Source organism: Pseudomonas sp. 21615526, assembly GCF_013386245.1.
Classification (GTDB): domain Bacteria; phylum Pseudomonadota; class Gammaproteobacteria; order Pseudomonadales; family Pseudomonadaceae; genus Aquipseudomonas.
This window is the reverse complement of the sequence record NZ_JACAOM010000057.1, coordinates 1-21874: the sequence shown is the minus strand read 5'-3', so window position 1 is coordinate 21874 and position 21874 is coordinate 1. Positions and strand designations below refer to the sequence as shown.

The 21874-nt window shown below is 62.1% G+C and carries 16 protein-coding genes; 5 read left to right on the top strand and 11 right to left on the bottom strand.

All coding sequences use genetic code 11. The annotated features are described in order from the left end of the window. Positions 1-77: 77 nt before the first annotated feature. The 6 genes from HX786_RS17065 to HX786_RS17040 form a co-directional block, all read right to left on the bottom strand. Positions 78-677 carry a LysE family translocator gene (locus HX786_RS17065; RefSeq protein WP_178912367.1) on the bottom strand — a complete coding sequence of 200 codons (600 nt, stop codon included), beginning with the start codon at positions 675-677 and terminating at the stop codon, positions 78-80. Positions 678-865: 188 nt separating this feature from the next. Continuing rightward, entirely contained in the window at positions 866-5062 is a 4197-nt protein-coding gene (locus HX786_RS17060) for a YncE family protein (protein WP_178912366.1), read from the bottom strand. 125 nt (positions 5063-5187) lie between these two features. Next, on the bottom strand, positions 5188-6027 hold the full coding sequence (locus tag HX786_RS17055) for an AraC family transcriptional regulator (RefSeq protein WP_177055816.1): 840 nt from the start codon (positions 6025-6027) through the stop codon (positions 5188-5190). An 82-nt stretch (positions 6028-6109) separates the two neighbouring features. After that, on the bottom strand, positions 6110-6751 hold the full coding sequence (locus HX786_RS17050; RefSeq protein ID WP_003214055.1) for a DUF1345 domain-containing protein: 642 nt from the start codon (positions 6749-6751) through the stop codon (positions 6110-6112). A 43-nt stretch (positions 6752-6794) separates the two neighbouring features. After that, entirely contained in the window at positions 6795-9887 is a 3093-nt protein-coding gene (locus HX786_RS17045; RefSeq protein WP_003214052.1) for an efflux RND transporter permease subunit, read from the bottom strand. A 12-nt stretch (positions 9888-9899) separates the two neighbouring features. After that, entirely contained in the window at positions 9900-11057 is a 1158-nt protein-coding gene (locus tag HX786_RS17040; protein WP_177068195.1) for an efflux RND transporter periplasmic adaptor subunit, read from the bottom strand. Positions 11058-11362: 305 nt separating this feature from the next. Here HX786_RS17040 and HX786_RS17035 point away from each other — a divergent pair, with 305 nt between their 5' ends. The 4 genes from HX786_RS17035 to nudC all read left to right on the top strand — a co-directional run bounded on the left by HX786_RS17035 (position 11363) and on the right by nudC (position 15239). Then, positions 11363-12064, top strand: coding sequence for a response regulator transcription factor (locus tag HX786_RS17035; protein ID WP_008430287.1), 702 nt, complete (start codon positions 11363-11365; stop codon positions 12062-12064). A gap of 3 nt (positions 12065-12067) precedes the next feature. Next, positions 12068-13363: an ATP-binding protein gene (locus tag HX786_RS17030; protein ID WP_177039754.1), complete on the top strand. Its 1296-nt coding sequence runs from the start codon at positions 12068-12070 to the stop codon at positions 13361-13363. Between the two features lie 223 nt (positions 13364-13586). Next, a complete protein-coding gene (locus HX786_RS17025; RefSeq protein ID WP_177036883.1) occupies positions 13587-14399 on the top strand; it encodes a crotonase/enoyl-CoA hydratase family protein in 813 nt (270 codons plus the stop codon). A 6-nt stretch (positions 14400-14405) separates the two neighbouring features. Further along, complete coding sequence (gene nudC, locus HX786_RS17020) at positions 14406-15239, top strand: NAD(+) diphosphatase (protein WP_008430294.1); 834 nt, start codon at positions 14406-14408, stop codon at positions 15237-15239. Here the strand turns inward: nudC and HX786_RS17015 are convergent. From HX786_RS17015 to HX786_RS17005, 3 genes are all read right to left on the bottom strand, one after another. Further along, positions 15207-15986, bottom strand: coding sequence for a TSUP family transporter (locus HX786_RS17015; protein WP_178912365.1), 780 nt, complete (start codon positions 15984-15986; stop codon positions 15207-15209). The two genes, nudC and HX786_RS17015, sit on opposite strands and share 33 nt — an antisense overlap. A 195-nt stretch (positions 15987-16181) precedes the next feature. Beyond that, positions 16182-16898 carry a phosphatidylcholine synthase gene (gene pcsA, locus HX786_RS17010; protein WP_003208507.1) on the bottom strand — a complete coding sequence of 239 codons (717 nt, stop codon included), beginning with the start codon at positions 16896-16898 and terminating at the stop codon, positions 16182-16184. Between the two features lie 148 nt (positions 16899-17046). Beyond that, positions 17047-17973, bottom strand: a complete 927-nt coding sequence (locus HX786_RS17005; protein ID WP_178912364.1) for a class I SAM-dependent methyltransferase — start codon at positions 17971-17973, stop codon at positions 17047-17049. A gap of 191 nt (positions 17974-18164) precedes the next feature. On the opposite strand from HX786_RS17005, the gene mdeB reads away from it, so the two are divergent. Continuing rightward, a complete protein-coding gene (gene mdeB, locus HX786_RS17000) occupies positions 18165-20843 on the top strand; it encodes an alpha-ketoglutarate dehydrogenase (protein ID WP_178912363.1) in 2679 nt (892 codons plus the stop codon). 124 nt (positions 20844-20967) lie between these two features. Here the strand turns inward: mdeB and HX786_RS16995 are convergent, their stop codons facing one another. Together HX786_RS16995 and HX786_RS16990 are read right to left on the bottom strand one after the other, a co-directional pair. After that, the gene (locus HX786_RS16995) at positions 20968-21456 is read right to left on the bottom strand and encodes a DUF1289 domain-containing protein (protein WP_003208512.1); all 489 of its coding nucleotides are present in this window, start codon (positions 21454-21456) and stop codon (positions 20968-20970) included. Positions 21457-21508: 52 nt separating this feature from the next. Continuing rightward, positions 21509-21874 (bottom strand): ribonucleotide-diphosphate reductase subunit beta (locus HX786_RS16990; RefSeq protein WP_073525043.1); only part of this gene is annotated, 366 nt, incomplete at its 5' end.

The following is a 21874-nucleotide window of genomic DNA, read 5'->3' as shown; positions in this document are numbered from 1 at the left end:
AGGCAAGGGAAATCAAACACCCGCAGCCCCGATAGCGGATAGCTGTGAAAACTGACAGTGCCGACGAATGGTTGTGTCTACACCCAGATGCTCAGCCAGCTTGAGACCAGCAACAACACCGCCATGCAGCGGTTGAACCGTTGCATGGCCTTGGGCGAACGAAACACCCGGCTGCTTCCAACCCCCAGCAATGCCCACGCGCCGAGGCACGGCAAGGCGATCACAAAGAACGCCAGCGACAGGTACAGCACATGGCTCTGGCGTTCATCGCCATTGCCGGCAAACACGCTCACCACCGCCAGGGCCATCATCCAGGTCTTGGGGTTGACCAGTTGCAGGCTGGCGGCGCCGGCCAGGCCCAGGGGTGTTTGCACGGCAGCCGGGTCGATTGACTCGGCGGGGGCGCTGAAAATCTGCCAGGAAAGGTAGCTGAGCCAGGCGACCCCCAGCCATTGCATCGCTGCCTGCACCCGGGGCCAGTGCGCCAGCGACTGGCCAACGCCGGAGCCTACCAGCAGCACAATCCCCGCCGCCCCCGCGCATGCCCCCAGCACGATAGGCAGTGCGGCTTTGAAGCCATACCGTGCGCTGTTACTCAGCACCAGGATATTGGTGGGGCCAGGGGTGATGGAGGCTACAAAAGCGAATAACAGGAAGGGCAACAGGGTAGGGAACATGGTGGGGCGACTCCGTAAGTGGGGCGACGGAGTCGATGGTTGCAGGTGCGTGGTGGCGTGTCTGGAAGGTTTGAGCAGGGGCGTGCGGACACGGGGAGGGGATAGTAGCGGGAGAGTTATAGGGGACAAAAAAAGGAACAAGTCCATGATTTAGATGGACCTGTCCCGGTTATACCTCGGTTAGTTAATCAATAACGCATGACGTAGAGTCCTTGCGAGTCACTGTCGGTGAAATAAGCTTTTGAACCGTTTGGTAGTACTGCAATATTGCCAGATCCAAACCCAATGTCCACGGGTATAGTCGCTATAAGCCTGTCCGTATTTGTGTCAAATATGTTGAAGGCCCTGTACCCCGCCGTATAGACATGAGGAAGTACCGGGTTGACTGCAACCGACCTTCCCCATCCCACCCCAATCACGGTCACCAAACTGTTGGTGTTGGTGTTTATTATCGCCAAGCCATCAGCTCTCGCCAAATAGAGGCGAGGGGTGTTGGTACTTAAAGCCATGGGCCCAATCACTCCCTGAATGACAGTTACAACACTATTGTTTGCAGTATTGATAACAGTCGTATCAACCGCGTTGAAACCGCCGCCATAGGTCGTAAGATAGGCACGCGTATTATTAGGTGAGCGGGCGATGAAGCGAGACTGACCCGCTATTTGAGCTATCCGATTGCCGGTGGCGGCGTCGTAAGTATAAGCACCGCTCCCCGCAGTAACATATAGCCGAGTGCCTGCAGTATTGATCGCCAAGTCCACTATAATTTCATTTACGGTGGCATAGGTCGCAACTCTGGCGAAGGAGGTTGTACTGATTACCGCTATGCTGGTGCGGACCAGGTCCAAGTAGAGTCTTGATCCGTCCGGGTGAATTGCAAGGTGCCCACTGGACTGAATGTCATACGAAGCCGAGTGAATAATGGCGTCCGTTGCTGTGTCGATAACGTAAATCGCAGTTCTACCACCCGCGCCAACAGCGACATAAACGCGGCGCCCGTCAGGGCTGACGACGACCCCGTTTGATGAGTGGAGGAGGGTAGGAATAAATTTGACCTCCGCTAGCCATGTCACGGTATAGGTACTTTGCAGGAGCGGGATGGCTTTTGACTCATCGTCACTGCCGTCATAGGTCACTTTGCAGGTCACCGTGAACGTAGTGTTTTTCCCCAGGCTTGCCAGCCAGCTGCGGGAGACAGCTTGGTTGGTGATGCCGTTGGCCGCTTGAGCAGCAGTAATGGCGTGTGCCCTCAGCACCGACAAAGGTTCTACACCTGCCGCCTCCAGCGTGATCCATACACGTTGACCTTGCTTGCTCAATTCCCATTTGGCTACAGAGGCGTGTGCATCCCCGGTGAACGCCTGGAGGTCCAGGATTGTGCCGCTGTTCATGTTATTGATTCGCGGTTGTGGCGGTCTGCCCGCCGGGATCCTGGCCACAGTCAATACCTGCGTTTCTGAAGGCACCGGGCTGCCATTGATGGTGGCGACATAGCGCAACTCAATGGTTTTGCCGACGCTGTCTGCCAGCACTTCATTGGTAATGACGAAATCCACACGACCGCCGTCCAGGCCGTCCTTGGCGCCAATATCCGCAACACCACCATCCGGGAAAATCCATTGCAACTGGATGGAATGGCTTGGATTCATGCCGCCATACGCCACCGTGACACTGGCGTTGTCTACGTGGTCCAGCGGCTGAATGGTCAGCGTTGCCCCGGGCTGGTCGTTGAACCGTGGGTGCGGCAGCACGGCGGGCAGGGTTTGCACACGGTGTTCACGCACGCCAAACAGCACGGCGGTGTTTTTGTCGGGGCTTTCTGCCAGGCTGACCCAGAAGCGGATGGTCAGGTGCGAGCCATCCATCAAGCGCTGCAGTTTGTCCACTGGCGCGGGTGGCGAGATACCGTTGGCGGCACCGTTTTCGGTGACCAGGTTGGCGGTGTAGGTGTCCTCGCGGTACGGGCTGCCGTCGGCAAACGTGCCCTCCCAACTCATCCACATAAACTGCCCGGCATCGATAAACGGCCAGACGGATACACGGGCACGGGCCTGGTCATTGAGTTTCGACAGGTCGAGCAGGGTGCTGTCGCCAATGCCGTCGATCGTCGGTGTGGGCAGCCCGGTGAGGGGAAGCAGGTGCAGGTCGACAGTGTCCGAAGGGTACGGAAAGGCGCCACGGTTGAAGTGGTATTGCACGCTGATCTGGTTGCCACCGGGGCGAATACCCCTGGCGATGGTGCGGGCCGGGATGGTCACGAATACTTCGTTGGTGGACGGGTTGCCCAGGGTGTACTCGGTGGCACTGCCCAGCCCGTCGCGGCTCAACCAGTCGACCTTGATCTGGTCGGTGGCCTGCATCGGCCGGTATCTCACGATGACCTTGGCGCCGCTCAATGCGGCCAGGGGGTTGAGTGCGTCGGGGAACAGGGTGGCGCCGTCGATAACCGGACGGTCCAGTTGCACGCCGCGGCCCACGGTCAGGTTGAGCACCTCGGAGCGCAATACCAGGCGTGGCGGGCCGCTGCGTTCGAGGCTATAGGTAATGCGCAGGCTGCCATTATTGTTGTTGTCGAGGATCGCCCGGCTCACCGGGAAAACCAGGGGCTTGCCTGCCGTGCCGCCGTTGATGCGCACAACGCCACTGGCCGAGCCGTCAAGGCCGGAGCCGATGGCGTTCCAGTGGATCAGGTCACCTTCTTCGGTCTGCCCGTGCGGGGCGGGCAAGGTCAGGGGCAGGGTCAGCAGCAAGGTGGGCGTGGTCACATGGCTGGGGTCGATGTTGTTGCCCAGGGCGCCTTCCAGGTGTGCAGTCGGCATGTTGCCGATGCGCTCACCCACGTGGGCGAACAGCTCGCGGGACTTGCGAGTGGTCAATGCGTTGCCGTCCAGGACGTGGCCGGCGCCATCGTTGACCAGGTAATAAAACGCGATGTCGCCCACGCCTTCAAACTGTTTCAGGTTTTCTTTGCTGACGTAGCGCGTGCCGCCCTGGGCGCCCGCCAGTTGTTCTTCCTTGTAGATTTCGCCACCGCCGCCCGGGCGGATATGCTCAATCACCAGGGTTTCCAGCCAGTCCGGGTCGTGGGGTTCGTAGAAGGGGATCTGCACGGTGATGTCCTGATCGGGCTCGATCAGCCCCACCTCGATCGGTGCGACCGTCACTGCCGGCATCGCCACCGGCGTGCCCACCACACTGACGGAGGTACTGCCGGATTGCTCCACGCGGCCGTCGTTTTTCAGCCACTGGAACGAGACCCGGAAGGACCCGCCCACCAGTTGTTCGATAATCTCGCGGTCGACGGTGACAAATTCAACGCTGAGGTTTCTGTCCACCACCGGGGCCAAGGGGAACACCTGGGTCGAACCGTCGCCCAGGGTACCGAACAAGGTCACCGCCAATTGGTGCCGCGGCAGGGGCGCCGGGGTTTGCCGAGGCACCGTCACCAGCACTTCGAAGGTTGCCTCGCTCTGGGTATCGAAGTCGATCTGGGTCGCCTCTTCGTAATCCACCAGGAAGATCGGTGCAAAAAGCAGGTTCGGATCCAGCTCGCTGTCCAGGAAGTAGGGTTTGGAATACTGGTACTTATCCCCGGAGAAGTTTTGCACCACGTCCGAGACCCGGAACCGCAGGGTCAGCTTGCCGAAATGCCCCCCCTGCAAAATGATGTCCCTGGAGACAAAGACGCGAATCGGCCCTGAACCCGCGACTTCGGCCGGGCTGACGATATGCGTGACTAAAACTCCATCCCACGACAGCTCGATCTGGTCATTCTGGCGCAGGTTTTCATAGCGCTGGATCAGGCACCAGACCCCGCTGTTGGCATTATCTATATTAACGGTGGAGCCCTCAGGCAGGCCTTCCACCGTCATCACCAGGCCCGGGTGCCATTTGCTGCCGGGGTCGTTATCGCGGCCACCGGGGCGGGTGGTCTTGATCAGGATGGTTTGCAGCGGCGACGTACTCTCCTGGCCGCTGCCGGCCCGCACTACGCGGCCGTATATCTGGACGTCGCCTTCGGGGATGAATTCTTCGGGGACGAACAAGTCGTAACGGTCCCGGTCTTCAAGCGCAATATCGGCGGCGACTGCATTGACCAGGTCGTTGAGGTAGAGGGCGTAGAAGTCGTAATTGAAGTTGAACCAGCGTTCGAAGGTCCACTGGGCAAAGGGGCGCACGTGGCGGATGCCCAGGCCGTAGACCCCTCTTTCAGGATACAGCGTGCCATCCAGCGGGACCGACGGATAGGCTGACTTGGGTGGGTCGAGGTCTTCGACGCGGCGCGACGCCAGGCCTGACGATGGGTTATGCAGCACGAGGGCGTTGCCGGGCGGGTTGTTGTCGCCCAGCGGCGCATTATCCGGGGCTATGGGAAAATTGGGCATGGACAGGCTTCCTTGAATGAGGCGCGGCCCTGAGTGGCCGACTGCTGACAAGGAGATCAAACACCTATCGGGGGGCGTGGCGAACCTGTGAGAATTGACAGTGCCGACGAGTGGTGGTGGCGCAGCTAGCGCTGAAAAACGCTTGAACACCGCTTGCGATACGCCGCCGGCGTCAGGCCATACGCCCTCACGAACCAGCGCCCCAGGTGACTCTGGTCGGCAAAGCCCAGGGCAATCGCTACGTCGGCGGGTTGCTTGCCGTTGGCCAGCCAATGCCGGGCGCGGGCCAGGCGCAGTTGCACCAGGTAGGCATGGGGTGGCAGGCCGAAGGCGCTCTTGAAGGCGCGGGTAAGGCGAAAGCGATCGACGCCGCAGGCCAGCGCCAGTTCATCCATGCCCACATCTTGCTGCAGGTGCGCATGCAGGTATTCCCGGGCCTTGTGCGCCACCCGTGGCAGGCGAGGGTCTTCATGGTAGCGGGTGCGCCAGTGCAGTTGCGCAGTGAGGCGTTCGAGCAGTTGGTCCATCGCCTGTTGCCGCACGATGCGCAGCTCACCTCCGTGCAAGGTCTGGAAGGCCCGGCTGGTGGCCAGGGCCAGGCGCGGGTCGCTGGCCAGGGTGCTGGCAAACCCCAGCTGGCTGTCGAGCGGCGCTTCTTCGAACACTGCGCTGACTTCCCGCGCCAACCACTGCGGGTCGAGGTAAAGCATGTGGTAGGTAAAACCGTCCGCCGTGGGCGCGTCGCCGTCGTGCAGCTCGCCGGGCTCCACCAGGAACACCTGGCCGGGCACGCTGTTATGGCGGGTGCGCCGGCAGTTGAACTGCTGCACACCTTGTTCCGTGACGCCCACCAGGTAGCTGTCGTGCCAGTGCGGGTCGTAGGCGTGGCCCTCGAAATGCGCGCGCAGGGTCTCGATGCCGGTGTCGGCGTCCTGAGCCAGGTCGATCCAGTTGTGGGCGGCCATAAAATACCTATGGAATGGAACACTGCAGGAGCGAACAAGCTCGCTCCTGCAGGGGCTTAGCGTCTAGAAGGTTTGTGCAGCTTCATCCAAACAATCCGGCGGCGATGTTGATCGAGAACCCCAGGATCGCCGTGTTGAACAGAAACCCGATCAACGATTGCCCCAGCACCACCTTGCGCATGGTACGCGTGGCAACCCCGACATCCGCCGTTTGCACCGCCACGCCGATGGTGAACGAGAAGTACAGGAAGTCCCAGTAATTGGGCGTGCGTAAATCCTCGGCAAAGCGCAGTGCCGGCTCGGGACCGTCCCAGGTGTAATACAGGCGCGCATAGTGCACGCTGAAAATCACCCCGATCAGCAGCCATGAGCCAACCACCGTCAGGCCGGTAAAACCGTAGTGCAACAGGCGCTGGCTATCGCTCAGGTCCTTGGTGCCCACCAGGTTCAGGGTGATGGTCGCCAGGCTGGCAATCGCCGCGATGCACACCATGAACAACACCAGGCCGGCGTTTTCGTCCTCGATCTCGGCGATGCGTTTTACGTCGTCGGCGCGGGAATGGCTGGTGAGCCACAGCATCAGCACCAGGTAGGTCCAGACCCCGGCGTTCCAGCCGATGAGGATTTTGCTGATGATCGTGTCGGCGGGAGCCAGGAGCCCCACCGCCAGGCCCAGGACGGCGGCGGAGGACAGGCGAGGGTGGGTGCGTGCGAGGAAAGGCATGGCGCTCACAAATCAGGGATGTGTAAGCACCATAGCGCATTTATTACGTGTGGCGCTTGCGCACCAGCTTCATGACCACGACGAAGAACACCGGCACAAACACCACCGCCAGCGTCGCGGTAATCATGCCGCCGATCACCCCGGTACCGATGGCCTGCTGGCTGGCCGAGCTGGCGCCCGTGGCAATCGCCAACGGCACCACGCCGAGGATGAACGCCAGGGACGTCATGATGATCGGCCGCAGGCGCAGGCGTGCGGCTTTCAACGTGGCGTCGATCAGGTCTTCACCCTGGTCATACAGGTCCTTGGCAAACTCGATGATCAGGATCGCGTTCTTCGCCGACAGCCCAATGATAGTAATCAGGCCGACCTTGAAGAACACATCGTTGGGCATCCCGCGCAAGCTTACGGCCAATACCGCGCCGAGCACGCCGAGGGGCACCACCAGCAGCACCGAGGTCGGAATCGACCAGCTCTCATACAGCGCCGCCAGGCACAGGAACACGATCAGCAGCGACAAACCGAGCAGCAGCGGTGCCTGGGAGCCGGACAAGCGTTCCTGCAACGACAGGCCAGTCCATTCCTGGCCCAGGCCGGCGGGCAGTTGGCTGACCAGGCGCTGGATTTCCTCCATCGCCTCGCCGGTACTGTGGCCCGGTGCCGATTCACCGGAAATCGCGATGGCCGGGTAGCCGTTGTAGCGGGTCAACTGGGCGGGGCCCTGAATCCAGCGCGCCTCGACGAAGGCCGACAGCGGCACCATCTTCCCGGCATTGTTGCGCACATGGATCTTCATCAGGTCGGCCACCTGGCTGCGCTGATCACCTTCGGCCTGCACCACCACCCGCTGCATGCGGCCCTGGTTGGGGAAGTCGTTGATATAGGCCGAACCGATGGCCGAGGACAGCACATTGCCGATATCGGCAAAGGAAATGCCCAGGGCATTGGCTTGCTTGCGGTCCACCTCAAGCTGTACTTGCGGAGCTTCGGCCAGGGCGCTTTCACGCACGTTGGCCAGGATCGGGCTTTTCTCGGCAGCGGCCAGCAGTTCGGTGCGGGCCTCCATCAACGCGGCATGGCCGACGCCACCACGGTCCTGCAGGCGGAACTCGAAACCACTGGAGGTGCCCAGGCCATCCACCGGCGGTGGCAGGATTGCATAGGCAATCGCGTCCTTCAGCTCACTGAAAGCCGCGTTGGCACGGTCCGCAATGGCCGCGGCGGAATCCTTGCTGCTGCGCTCCGACCAGTCCTTGAGCGTGGTAAACGCCAGCGCGGCGTTCTGCCCCGAACCGGAGAAGCTGAAACCCATGATCATCGTGGTATCGCCCACGCCTGGCTCGCCGGCGTTGTGTGCCTCGATCTGCTCGGCCACCTGCACCGTGCGGTTTTTGCTGGCACCCGGCGGCAGCTGGATATCGGTGATGGTGTAGCCCTGGTCTTCCACCGGCAGGAAGGAGGAGGGCAGGCGGGCGAACAACACCCCAAGCCCCACCACCAGCACCAGATAGATCAACAGGTAACGGCCACTGCGCTTGAGGGCGTAGGCCACCCAGCCTTCATAGCGGTCGGTGAACTGCTCGAAGCGCCGGTTGAACCAGCCGAAGAACCCGCCTTTCTCATGGTGCTCGCCCTTGGCAATCGGCTTGAGCAAGGTCGCGCACAGGGCTGGGGTCAAGGTCAGGGCGAGGAATGCCGAAAACAGGATCGAGGTGGCCATCGACAACGAGAACTGCTGATAGATCACGCCCACCGAACCCGGCATGAACGCCATCGGCAGGAAAACCGCCACCAGCACCAGCGTGATGCCGACAATCGCCCCGGTAATCTGGCCCATGGCCTTGCGGGTGGCCTCCTTGGGCGACAGGCCCTCGGTGACCATGATCCGCTCGACGTTCTCTACCACCACAATCGCATCGTCCACCAAAATGCCGATGGCCAATACCATGCCGAACATGGTCAGCACGTTGATCGAGAAACCCAGCAACAGCATCGTCGCAAAGGTGCCCATCAGCGCGATGGGCACTACCAGCGTCGGGATCAATGTGTAGCGGATGTTTTGCAGGAACAGGAACATCACCGCAAACACCAGCAACATCGCTTCGCCCAGGGTGTACACCACCTTGGTGATCGAGACCTTCACGAATGGCGAAGTGTCGTAAGGGATCTTGTATTCGACGTTGGCCGGGAAGTAGCGCGCCAGTTCGTCCATCTTCGCCCGCACCAGGGTCGCGGTGCTCAAGGCGTTGGCGCCCGGTGACAGCTGCACGCTGACGGCGGTGGACGGCTTGCCGTTCAGGCGGGTGGAGAACTGGTATTCCTGGCTGCCGATTTCCACCCGCGCCACGTCACCGACGCGCACGGTGGAACCGTCCGGGTTGGCCTTGAGCACGATGTCGGCAAATTCGGCCGGGGTCGACAGTTGGCCTTTCACCAGGATCGACGCGGTGATCTCCTGGGTCTTGGTGCCCGGCAAATCGCCGATGCTGCCGGCCGACACTTGGGCGTTCTGCGCCGCAATCGCCGCGTTGACGTCGGCCGGGGTCAGGTTGAAGCCGATCAGCTTCTGCGGGTCGATCCAGATGCGCATTGCGCGTTCGGCGCCGTACAGCTGGGCCTTGCCCACACCGTCCAGGCGCTTGAGTTCGTTCATCACGTTGCGCGCCAGGTAATCGCTGAGCGCCACGTCATCGAGCTTGCCGTCACTGGAGGTCAGGGTCACCAGCAGCAGGAAGCCGGCGGAGACTTTCTCCACCTGCAAACCTTGCTGCGTCACGGCTTGGGGCAGGCGCGGCTCCACCGCCTTGAGACGGTTTTGCACGTCAACCTGGGCCATCTCCGGGTCGGTGCCCGGCTGAAAGGTGGCGGTGATGGTGGCCGAACCGAGGCTGCTCTGGGATTCGAAATACAGCAGGTGATCGGCGCCGTTAAGCTCCTGCTCGATCAGGCTGACTACGCTTTCGTCCAGGGTTTGCGCGGAGGCACCCGGGTACACCGCATAGATCTCGACTTTTGGCGGCGCGACGTTGGGGTACTGCGCGACTGGCAACTGCGGGATGGCGAGGGCGCCGGCCAGCAGGATAAACAGGGCGACCACCCAGGCGAAGATCGGGCGGTCAATAAAGAACTGCGGCATGTTTAACGATCCTTATTGGCCGGATGCCTGGGCGATGGGCGCGGGGCTGTCGTCGACCTGGACTTTCTCGCCAGGGCGGGCGTGTTGCAGGCCTTCGACGACGATACGGTCACCGGCCTTGAGGCCGCTGTTGACCACCCAGCGGTCATTGACCACCGAACCCAGTTCTACCGGCTGCTGGCTCACGGTTTGCTCGGCGTCCAGCAGCAACACCATCGGGATCCCGGCGCTGTCGCGGGTGATCGCCCGTTGCGGCACGCTGATGCCTTGCTGGTCGACGGCTTGCTCCAGGCGCACGCGGATAAAGCTGCCGGGCAGCAGGTCGAGATCCGGGTTGGGGAACTCGCTGCGCAAGATGATCTGCCCGGTGCCCGGGTCGACGCTGATCTCGGCGAACAGCAACTTGCCCGGCAGCGGATACAGGCTGCCGTCATCCTGGATCAGCGTGGCCTTGGCCTGGTCCTGGCCGACTTGCTTCAAGTGCCCGGCGCGAAAGGCCCGGCGCAGGTCGTTCAGCTCGCGGGTGGATTGGGTCAGGTCGGCGTGGATCGGGTCCAGTTGCTGGATCAGCGCCATCGGTGTGGCTTCGTTCTGGCCCACCAGCGCACCTTCGGTCACCAGCGCACGGCCAATCCGACCGGAAATCGGCGCAGTCACGGTGGCATAACCCAGGTTCAATTTGGCGCGCTGCACGGCGGCCTGGTTGGCGGCCACATCGGCGGCGGTTTGCCTGGCGGCGGCGCGGGCGTTGTCGTATTCCTGGCCGCTGATGGCGTTGCCTTCCACCAGTTGGCTGTAGCGCTGCTCTTGCAGGCGCGCCTGGAATGCATTGGCCTCGGCCTTGCGCAGGCTGGCCTGGGCGCTGTCGAGGTCGGCCTTGAACGGCGCCGGGTCAATCCGGAACAGCACATCGCCCTGTTTGACGTCATGGCCTTCCTTGAACACCCGTTGCAACACCACGCCGGCCACCCGGGCGCGCACTTCGGCGATGCGTGGCGCGGCAATCCGTCCGCTCAACTCGCTGGTGATGGACAGGGGCTTGGCTTCCAGGGTTTCGATCCGCACCTTGGCCAGCGGCGCCTCGGCGGCGTCGTCCGCCGACTTGCCACACGCGCTCAACGCCAGTGTCAGGGCCAACAGGCAAAACGGCGCAAACAGATTCTTCGACATGCTCATATCCCAATATTGACTGGCGCATCCTACGGGCGCCCCCGCCACAGTGCTGTGAAGCTCTGTAGGTGGTGTGTGAAGAAATGTAAGGTGCAGCCCACAGATGCACGCGGGCGTATATCCTTCATAACCGCCGAACCTTACACGATCTTCCTGACACCGAAGATCAAATGTGGGAGCGGGCTTGCTCGCGAAGGCGGTGTGTCAGTCGCCGTGTGCGTTAACTGAAACACCGCTTTCGCGAGCAAACCCGCTCCCACATTGGATTTGCGTACTACTCAGAAATTGTATTATTTGGAAATACCATGCCCAACATTCTTCTGGTGGAAGACGACGCCGCGCTCTCCGAATTGATCGCCAGTTACCTGGAACGCAACGGCTATCACGTCAGTGTGCTCAGCCGTGGCGACCACGTGCGTGAGCGTGCGCGGCTCAACCCACCGGACCTGGTGATTCTCGACCTGATGCTGCCGGGCCTCGACGGCCTGCAGGTCTGCCGGTTGCTGCGGGCCGACTCGGCCACGCTGCCGATCCTGATGCTCACCGCCCGCGACGACAGCCATGACCAGGTGTTGGGCCTGGAAATGGGCGCCGACGACTACGTCACCAAACCCTGCGAGCCGCGGGTATTGCTGGCGCGGGTGCGAACCTTGCTGCGCCGCAGCAGCCTCACCGAACCCCAGGTGGCCAACGACCAGATCCTGATGGGCAACCTGTGCATCGACCTGTCGGAACGCACCGTGACCTGGCGCGGCCAGCCGGTTGAGCTGTCCAGCGGTGAATACAACTTGCTGGTGGTGCTGGCCCGACACGCCGGCGAAGTGCTCAGCCGCGACCAGATCCTGCAACGCCTGCGCGGCATCGAGTTCAACGGCACGGACCGTTCGGTGGACGTGGCGATTTCCAAGCTGCGGCGCAAGTTCGACGACCACGCGGGCGAGGCGCGCAAGATCAAGACGGTGTGGGGCAAGGGCTACCTGTTCAGCCGTTCCGAGTGGGAATGCTGAGCCATGTTTCGCGTCCTGATTCGGCTGTACCTGATCACCATCGTCACCTTCGCCGCCGCGATCTACCTGGTGCCCCGGGCGGTGATCCAGCTGTTTGAACACCGTTACATGAACTACAACATCGAGCAGTCCCGAGGCATGCAGAGCCTGATCGTCAAGGAGTACCGACGGGTGCCGATGGAGCAGTGGGCCAATATCACCGTGCGCCTGTCGGCGGATTTCGCGCCGCTGAAGGTGCAACTGCTGCGTATCCAGGACGCCAGCTACACCCCTGAAGAACAGCGCCTGCTGGAAAAAGACCAGATGGTGATTCGCCTGGGCGAGTGGGGCTGGGCGGACGACGTCAGCTCGGCCCTGGACGACCAGTTGGTGGTCAAGGTCTCGGTACCGCCGGACCCGCTGGACATGAACCTGCTGTACTGGAGCATGAACGTGCTGATCGGCGCGGCGCTGCTGGCATGCCTGCTGTTCTGGCTGCGGCCCCACTGGCGTGACCTGGAACGCCTGAAAAGCACCGCCGCGCAACTCGGCCAGGGCAACCTTGCGGCCCGCACAAAAATCCCGCCCAGCTCCAACATCGGCAGCCTGGCGGCGGTGTTCGACACCATGGCCAACGACATCGAACAGCTGCTCAACCAGCAACGCGACTTGCTCAATGCCGTCTCCCATGAACTGCGTACGCCGCTGACGCGCCTGGACTTCGGCCTGGCCCTGGCGCTGTCCGACGACCTCCCGGCGGCCAGCCGTGAGCGGCTGCAAGGGTTGGTGGCGCACATTCGCGAGCTGGATGAGCTGGTGCTGGAGCTGCTCTCCTACAGCCGTTTGCAAAACCCGGCGCAAACACCCGAGCGGGTGGAAGTGGTGCTGGATGAGTTCATCGACAGCATCCTGGGCAGCGTCGACGACGAACTGGAAAACCCCGATATCGTGATGGACGTGGTGCTGGACTGCGCCGTGGAACGCTTCACCCTGGACCCGCGCCTGACCGCCCGGGCCCTGCAAAACCTGCTGCGCAACGCCATGCGGTATTGCGAGCGGCGAATTCAGGTGGGGGTGAAGGTGTGTCCCAGGGGGTGCGAGATTTGCGTGGATGATGACGGTATTGGCATTCCGGTTGACCAGCGAGAGCGGATTTTCGAGCCGTTCTACCGGCTGGATCGCAGCCGGGATCGAGCCACTGGCGGTTTTGGCCTGGGATTGGCCATCAGCCGGCGGGCGCTGGAGGCGCAGGGCGGAACATTGACGGCCCAGGCTTCGCCATTGGGTGGTGCACGCTTCCGGCTCTGGCTGCCGAGTTAAAGAACACCACAAAACCATTGTGGGAGCTGGCTTGCCTGCGATGGCGGTGGGTCAGCTTGCATCTTTGCTAACTGATACACCGCCATCGCAGGCAAGCCAGCTCCCACATTTGATCTTCATTGTTCTTCAGTCCCGAATTTGGCGTTTGCACAGCCTTACCACCTCACGCGGTGCCTTGTTATAGTTCGGCCCCTATTCCAGCCGCCAGTCAAGGATCACTGCCATGTCCGAATACCAAGCCTTTGTCGTCGAACTCAGCGGCAACGTCGCCCATGTGCAGCTCAATCGCCCGGAAAAGATCAACGCGATGAACGCGGCGTTCTGGACCGAGATCATCGACATCTTCCAATGGGTCGAAGACACTGACGCGGTGCGTGCCGTAGTCATCAGCGGCGCCGGCAAGCACTTCTCCTCCGGCATCGACCTGATGCTGCTGGCCTCGGTGGCCAATGACTTCGGCAAGGACGTGGGCCGCAACGCGCGCCTGCTGCGGCGCAAGATCCTCGAACTGCAAGCCTCCTTCAACGCCGTCGACAACTGCCGCAAGCCGGTACTCGCGGCGATCCATGGCTACTGCATCGGCGGCGCCATCGACCTGATCAGCGCCTGTGACATGCGCTACGCCGCCGAAGATGCGCAATTCTCCATCAAGGAAATCGACATCGGCATGGCCGCCGACGTCGGCACCCTGCAACGCCTGCCGCGCATCGTCGGCGACGGCATGCTGCGCGAGCTGGCCTACACCGGCCGCCAGTTCGGCGCCGAAGAGGCCCGCAGCATCGGCCTGGTGAATCGGGTGTACAGCGATCACCAGAGCCTGCTGGCCGGCGTGCTGGAAATCGCCCGGGAAATCGCCGCCAAATCACCGATCGCGGTCACCGGCACCAAGGCGATGATCAGCTACATGCGTGACCACACGATCAATGACGGTTTGGAATACGTTGCCACCTGGAACTCAGCTATGTTGCAATCCAACGACCTGCGCGTGGCCATCGCGGCCCATATGAGCAAGCAGAAACCCGACTTCGTGGATTGACTGAACATGACCCCAGGCTGGATTACCACAACGCTGCTGGACAACGACGCCCCGGGCGGCTGGGCCGTGGCCCGCAGCCGTGAAGGCTTTTTACACGACCAGAACGGCCCGCTGTTTCCCCGGGAGTGGCTCAAGCGCCAGGACCTCTCGGTGTTCGCCGAGCATGGCATCGGTCACCTGGACGGCGAGCCGGTGTACCTGCTGGAACTCAACAGCCCCGCCGACGTGCCGGGCTGCGGCTGGCAGGGCCTGCGGGCATTCATGCTGCAGGGCGATCACACGCTGTACAAAGTCCTGGGCTACGCCGCGCAAATCGGCACCTGGGCCCGGGAGCATCGTTTTTGCGGCAGTTGCGGCCAGGCGATGGTGCAGGTGCCGCGGGAGCGGGCGATGTTCTGCCAGGCCTGTGACCTGCGCAGCTACCCGCGGATCTCGCCGAGCATGATCGTGTTGGTGACCCGTGGCGACGAGATCCTGCTGGCCCGTTCGCCGCGCTTTGTCACGGGGGTCTACAGCACCCTGGCGGGGTTTGCCGAGCCGGGTGAGTCGGCCGAGGACTGCCTGATTCGCGAGGTGCGTGAAGAAGTGCAGGTGGAGGTCAAGAACATCCAGTACATGGGCAGCCAGTGCTGGCCGTTCCCGCACTCGATGATGCTGGGCTTTCACGCCGAGTACGCCGGCGGCGACATCGTGCCCCAGGCTGACGAGATCGAAGACGCGCAGTGGTTCAACATCCATGAACTGCCGCCGTTGCCGGCGTCGCGCTCGATTGCGCGCTACCTGATCGACCTCTACCTGGCCCGTCGCCTAGGTCACGCTGAACCAGTGCTGCCAGGCTAGGCGCACCGTCAGGCCGAGCACCACGGTGATGAACACCGGGCGAATGAACTTGGCGCCGCCGCTGATGGCGCTGCGTGCGCCAAAAAACGCGCCGCACATCACCGACACGCCCATGCACAGGCCGACAATCCAGTCTACCGAGCCATTGAAAATGAACACCGTCAGCGCCGCCGCGTTGCTGACGAAGTTCATGCTGCGCGCCACGCCGCTGGCCTTTACCAGGTCGATGGGGTGCAACAGCATGGTACTCACGGTCCAGAACGCCCCGGTGCCCGGGCCGGCGACGCCGTCGTAGAAACCCAGGCCAAAGCCCTGGGGGGACTGCCATTTCTTCTTGATCGGTGCGTCGTTGTCCAGCGCCGCCTTGGGCGTGCCGCCGAACAGCAAATACAAACCGCAGCCGAACACAATCACCGGGAGCATCTTGTTCAGGGTTTCTGCCGGCAGGTAATGGGCCACGACCGCGCCGGTGAGTGCACCGACCAGGGTGCCGACGATGGCATGCACCCACTGGCGCGGATGAAACAGCTTGCGCCGGTAGAAGGTAAAGCTGGCAGTGGCCGAGCCGAAGGTGGAACTGAGCTTGTTGGTGCCCAGCACCAGGTGGGGCGGCATGCCGGCGGTCAGCAGGGCGGGCGTGGTGAGCAGGCCGCCACCGCCGACGATGGCGTCGATGAAACCGGCGATAAAGGCAACCACGGCGAGGATCGCCAGGGTGGTGAGGTCAACGCTGAGTTCGAAGGGCATGGGCAAGACTTAGTCGGCAGGGCGCAGCAAGGGCTGCGCGAAAGGCCGGTATCTTACCCATAACCCTGGGTCGAGGCGATCCAAATGTGGGAGCGGGCTTGCTCGCGAATGCGCAGTGTCAGTCACCGGATAGAGTGGCTGATCCACCGCATTCGCGAGCAAGCCCGCTCCCACATTTCAACCGTGCCCGCTTGGCTATTTATGTGTTTCGACCCACTCCAGTGCGGTCCGCCAGATGCAGATCCCCAGGAAGTACGCCGACATCAGCAACCACAGGCCCAGGGTCAGGCGATTGGTGTACGGGAAGTCGATCACCAGCAGCAGGCTGCACAGCAACCAGATGGTGGTCACGGCAATATTGATCGGCATGAAGCGCTTGACCCGGAACGGGTGCAGGAACTTCATCGGCGTCACGGTCAGCAACGCCAGGCCGATCACGGTGAGCAAGGTGACCCAGGCTTCCGGCTGGATGATATAGACGCACAGCGCCACCACGTTCCATGCGGCGGGGAAGCCGACGAAGTAGTTGTCCTTGCTCTTCATGTTGACGTTGCAGAAGCAGAACAGCGACGACACCAGAATCACCGACACCGTAAACAACGGGGTGAAGTCCGGCAGGGCGATATAGCGATAGATAAACAGCGCCGGAATAAACACGTACGTCAGGTAATCAATCACCAGGTCCAATACCGAGCCATCGAAGCTTGGCAGCACTGTTTGCACATTCACCCGTCGCGCGAGAGAGCCGTCGACCCCATCGACGATCAAGGCCAGGCCCAGCCACAGCAGGCAAGCCTTGGGCTGGTTGTCGAGCAGTGCCAGGGTGGCCAGGAAGGCCAGCACCACGCCGGTGGCGGTAAAACCATGGGCGCCCCAGGCCTTGAGACGGGCTACATGCAGGGTCGATATCACAGGGGCGTTCTCCAAAAGGTGAAACAGGGCAGCCGACGGGGTAGCACCGTCGAATCTGGCCAGAGTGTGCAGGTATCGACCGGGAAGGGTGGGATAAGGTTCACCACCCGGCGTAGGTTAAGCGTAGCAAGCGCAGGACGTTTCGGCATCAGCCTTGGCGAAACACCAGTGCCTTTAAGCCGCTTTGCGGGTCGATATCGGGGAATTCCGGCGGGTTTTCCAGCCGCTGGTCAAAGCGCAGGCCAGGCGCTTCGCGGGTTACGCCGTCGATCAGGAAGTCTTCGCCGAGCGCCGGGTCGTTCATGCACGCCAGCACCGTACCCTGGGCCGTGAGCAAATCCGGCAGGCGACGCAGCACCCGCTGGTAGTCCTTGGTCAAAAGGAAACTGCCTTTCTGGAACGAGGGCGGGTCGATGATCACCAGGTCGAACGGGCCGCTGTTGGTGACCTTGGCCCACGACTTGAACAGGTCGTGGCCGAGGAACGTCACCTTGCTCAGGTCGTGGCCGTTCAGGCGGTGATTGTCACGGCCACGGCTCAGGGCGCCTCGGGCCATGTCCAGGTTCACCACATGCTCGGCGCCGCCTTCGATGGCCGCCACGGAGAAACCACAGGTGTAGGCGAACAGGTTCAGCACCCGCAGGCCATGAGCCTGTTCGCGTACCCAGTTGCGGCCGTAACGCATGTCGAGGAACAGCCCACTGTTCTGCTTTTTGCCCAGGTCGATCAGGTAGCGCAGGCCGCCTTCGGTGATGGTCAGTTCGTCGACCACCTCGCCCAGCAGCCATTCGGTGGTGCTTTGCGGTAGGTAGCGGTGTTGCAGCGCCACGGTATGGGCGCCAAATGACCGCCAGTCGATCTGCACCAGCATCTGCTTCAAGGCCTCAAGCTCCGTGGCTTCTGGCTCCTTGAACAGCGAGACCAGCACCACGCCTTGCAGCCAGTCCACCGTCAGTTGCTCCAGGCCCGGCCAGCAGCGGCCACGCCCGTGAAACAGGCGCCGGGTCTCGGCGGGGACGGTTTGCAGGGCGTTCAGCAAATGGGTGTGCAGGGTGGCGAGTGCGTCTGGGTTCATCGGGCAACGTCGGTCATTGAGCGGGCGGCATTTTAAACACAATTGCGGGGTGTTCGGGAGTTGAAGCACAACGTGCTTTGAATTTGCTGATTGGCAGTGATTTATGCTCAAAAGGCCCCGAGAGGCGGCGCACAACAGTCAAAAAATCCCTTGGCACCGACATAAACTGGAAAAAAAGCCCGGAGGTGCCCATGAACGGTTTCGCGAGTGCAGTGAGTCAGACAGCGATGGACCAGGAAGAACTGGCCGAATGGCGCGATGCCCTGGCCTCCCTGGTGGCCAACGCCGGCGCGGCGCGCGCACGGGAGATCCTCGACATGCTGGCGGATGCCGGCGGCGCGCCGCACATCGCCTGGAAACCCCGGCATGGCACGCCCTACATCAATAGCATCGCCGTGGAGCAGCAACCGCCGTTTCCCGGCGACCTGGCCACCGAAGAACGCTTGGCCTCAGTGGTGCGCTGGAACGCCCTGGCCATGGTAGTGCGCGCCAACCAGGCCTATGGCGAACTGGGCGGGCATATCGCCAGCTACGCCAGCGCGGCGGATTTGTTCGAGGTGGGCTTCAACCACTTTTTCCGTGCCCGCAACGACAGTTTTGGCGGCGACCTGGTGTTCTACCAGCCACATTCCGCCCCCGGCATCTATGCTCGCGCCTTCCTTGAAGGGCGCCTGAGCGAGGCCGACCTGGCCCACTATCGCCAGGAAATCGGTGCCGGCAAGGCGGGCGCCCGAGGTTTGTCCAGCTATCCCCATCCGTGGTTGATGCCGGACTTTTGGCAATTTCCCACCGGGTCCATGGGCATTGGCCCCATCAGCTCGATTTTCCAGGCGCGGTTCATGCGCTACCTGCAACACCGCGGCTTGCAGGACACCACCGACCGCCACGTATGGGGCGTATTCGGCGACGGCGAGATGGACGAACCGGAAAGCATGTCGGCCCTGACCCTGGCCGCCCGTGAAGGCCTGGACAACCTGACCTGGGTGGTCAACTGCAACCTGCAACGGCTCGACGGCCCGGTGCGTGGCAACGGGCGAATTATCGACGAGCTGGAGGCGTTGTTCGCCGGTGCCGGCTGGAACGTGATCAAGCTGGTTTGGGGCTCGGATTGGGACGCCTTGCTGGCCAAGGACGCCGACGGCTCGCTGGTACGCACCTTGTCGCAGACGGTGGACGGACAGTTCCAGACCTTCGCCGCCAAGGACGGCGCCTATAACCGCGAACATTTCTTCGGCCAGAGCGAGGCGCTGTCCAAACTGGTCGAGGGCCTGAGCGACGAGCAGATCGACCGGCTCAAGCGTGGCGGCCATGACATGGTCAAGATCCACGCGGCCTATCACGCGGCGCGCCGGGTCGCCGGCAAACCCACGGTGATCCTGGCCCAGACCAAAAAGGGCTTTGGCATGGGCGAGGCCGGGCAGGGCAAGATGACCACCCACCAGCAGAAGAAGCTCGACCGCGAGGCCTTGATCGCCTTCCGCAATCGCTTCCAGTTGCCGCTGTCGGATGAACAGGCCGAATCCCTGAGCTTCTACAAACCGGCTGAAGACAGCCTCGAAATGCGCTACTTGCACCAGCGCCGCGCCACCCTCGGCGGGTATGTGCCGAGCCGTGGCCAGCAGGCGCCCACCGTGAGTGTCCCGCCGGTGTCGGGCTACGGCGCGTTTGCCACCCAGGCGGAGGGCAAGGAAATGTCCACCACCATGGCCTTTGTGCGCATGCTCACCAATCTGCTCAAGGACAAGGCCCTCGGCCCGCGCATCGTGCCCATCGTCGCCGATGAGGCGCGCACCTTCGGCATGGCCAACCTGTTCAAGCAGATCGGCATCTATTCCAGCGTCGGCCAGCGCTACGAGCCCGAAGACATCGGCTCGATCCTCAGCTACCGCGAAGCCACCGACGGGCAGATCCTTGAAGAAGGCATCAGCGAAGCCAGCGCCATCAGTTCCTGGGTCGCGGCGGCCACCAGTTATTCGGTGCATGGCCTGCGGATGCTGCCGTTTTACATCTACTACTCGATGTTCGGTTTCCAGCGCGTGGGGGACCTGATCTGGGCCGCCGCCGACCAGCGTGCCCGAGGTTTCCTGCTGGGCGCCACTGCCGGGCGCACCACCCTGGGTGGCGAAGGCTTGCAGCACCAGGACGGCAGCAGCCACCTGATGGCCGCCACCGTGCCCAATTGCCGTGCCTACGACCCGGCGTTTGCCGGCGAGTTTGCGGTGATCCTCGACCATGGCATGCGCCAGATGCTGGAGCACGATGTGGACGAGTTCTACTACGTGACCCTGATGAACGAAAACTACCCGCAGCCGAGCCTGCCGGAAGGCGTCGAAGCGGCGATCATCAAAGGCATGTACCGTCTGAGCGGGCAGCCTGGCGGCATGGTCCGGTTGCTCGGCTCCGGCACGCTGGTGCGCGAAGCCCAGGCAGCGGCGCAATTGTTGGCGGAAGATTGGCAGGTTGACGCTGAAGTGTTCAGTGTCACCAGCTTCAGCGAACTGGCCCGGGACGCCCGTGACGTGGAACGCTGGAACCGCCTGCATCCGCAACAGCCGGCGCGGCGCAGCCACCTGGCGGAGTGTTTGCCCAAGGGCGCGCCGGTGGTGGCCGTATCTGACTATGTAAGGGCGGTGCCGCAGATGCTTGGGTCGTACGTGGATTCGGCTTACACCGTGCTGGGGACGGATGGCTTTGGTCGCAGCGATACCCGGGCGGCGTTGCGGGATTTCTTCGAGGTGGACCGCCATCACATCGTGCTGGCGGCGCTGACGGCGTTGGTGGAGCAGGGGAGTCTGGACAGGCAGGTTTGCCAGCAGGCGATAGAGCGTTATGGGGTGCAGACCGATCGCGAGCCGTCCTGGACCTCCTGAGCGACAAAGATCTAAATGTGGGAGCGGGCTTGCTCGCGAATGCGGTGTGTCAGTCAATATATCCGGCAACTGATACACCGCTTTCGCGAGCAAGCCCGCTCCCACACTGGTTCTGTGTGTTTGTCTAAATACTGGCTATCAACGGCGCCCCAAACGATTCCCGCAGAAACCCCGGTGCGATATACCGCTCGTAATGCGCCTCGGACAACAGGAAAAACTCCCGGTCAATCGCATCCCGCAAATCTGCCAGATTGCGCTCGCGAAACTCCGGCAACAGCGCCAATCCATACGCATCCAACTTGGAAATCACCCGCGCGCCCCGGGCAATCAACTGGTACGCCCAGCAATACGGCGACTGGTGGGGCACAAAGCGGATCTTGCGGTCCTCCAGTTGCTGGCGCAGGCGCTGCGGGTCCAGTACCTGCAGCTTGCTGGTCATCACCTGCACCAGCAGTTGTTCCAGGCGCAGCCACACCGCCTGTTTCTCCTCGGCGTTGTAGCCGTTCCACTGAATCACTTCATGGTGATAACGCTTGCAACCCCGGCACACCAGGTCTCCGTAGACGGTGGAGCACAGGCCGACGCAGGGTGTCTTGATGGTTTGATTGGGCATAAAAAAACATCGACAGGTGAAACAACACGGCCCCCGAAGGGGCCGCTTTAAATCAATCCCAGCTCAGCGCGCCGCCAGTCTGGTACTCGATCACACGGGTCTCGAAGAAGTTCTTCTCTTTCTTCAAGTCCATGATCTCGCTCATCCACGGGAATGGGTTGGTGGTGCCTGGATACTCTTCCTTCAACCCAATCTGCGACAGACGACGGTTAGCGATGAACTTGAGGTAATCCTCCATCATCGCCGCATTCATCCCCAGCACCCCACGCGGCATGGTGTCACGCGCATATTCAATCTCCAGCTGAGTCCCTTGCAGGATCATCTGGGTCGCTTCTTCCTTCATCTCGGCATCCCACAAGTGCGGGTTTTCGATTTTGATCTGGTTGATCACATCGATGCCGAAGTTCAGGTGCATCGA

What these genes read in the sequence shown, in the direction of transcription:
- HX786_RS17065 (WP_178912367.1), bottom strand. Translation starts at nt 677, where the DNA reads ATGTTCCCTACCCTGTTGCCCTTCCTGTTATTCGCTTTTGTAGCCTCC.
- HX786_RS17060 (WP_178912366.1), bottom strand. Translation starts at nt 5,062, where the DNA reads ATGCCCAATTTTCCCATAGCCCCGGATAATGCGCCGCTGGGCGACAAC.
- HX786_RS17040 (WP_177068195.1), bottom strand. Translation starts at nt 11,057, where the DNA reads ATGTCGAAGAATCTGTTTGCGCCGTTTTGCCTGTTGGCCCTGACACTG.
- HX786_RS17025 (WP_177036883.1), top strand. Translation starts at nt 13,587, where the DNA reads ATGTCCGAATACCAAGCCTTTGTCGTCGAACTCAGCGGCAACGTCGCC.
- nudC (WP_008430294.1), top strand. Translation starts at nt 14,406, where the DNA reads ATGACCCCAGGCTGGATTACCACAACGCTGCTGGACAACGACGCCCCG.
- HX786_RS17045 (WP_003214052.1), bottom strand. Translation starts at nt 9,887, where the DNA reads ATGCCGCAGTTCTTTATTGACCGCCCGATCTTCGCCTGGGTGGTCGCC.
- HX786_RS17050 (WP_003214055.1), bottom strand. Translation starts at nt 6,751, where the DNA reads ATGCCTTTCCTCGCACGCACCCACCCTCGCCTGTCCTCCGCCGCCGTC.
- HX786_RS16995 (WP_003208512.1), bottom strand. Translation starts at nt 21,456, where the DNA reads ATGCCCAATCAAACCATCAAGACACCCTGCGTCGGCCTGTGCTCCACC.
- HX786_RS17055 (WP_177055816.1), bottom strand. Translation starts at nt 6,027, where the DNA reads ATGGCCGCCCACAACTGGATCGACCTGGCTCAGGACGCCGACACCGGC.
- HX786_RS17030 (WP_177039754.1), top strand. Translation starts at nt 12,068, where the DNA reads ATGTTTCGCGTCCTGATTCGGCTGTACCTGATCACCATCGTCACCTTC.
- HX786_RS17005 (WP_178912364.1), bottom strand. Translation starts at nt 17,973, where the DNA reads ATGAACCCAGACGCACTCGCCACCCTGCACACCCATTTGCTGAACGCC.
- HX786_RS17015 (WP_178912365.1), bottom strand. Translation starts at nt 15,986, where the DNA reads ATGCCCTTCGAACTCAGCGTTGACCTCACCACCCTGGCGATCCTCGCC.
- mdeB (WP_178912363.1), top strand. Translation starts at nt 18,165, where the DNA reads ATGAACGGTTTCGCGAGTGCAGTGAGTCAGACAGCGATGGACCAGGAA.
- HX786_RS17035 (WP_008430287.1), top strand. Translation starts at nt 11,363, where the DNA reads ATGCCCAACATTCTTCTGGTGGAAGACGACGCCGCGCTCTCCGAATTG.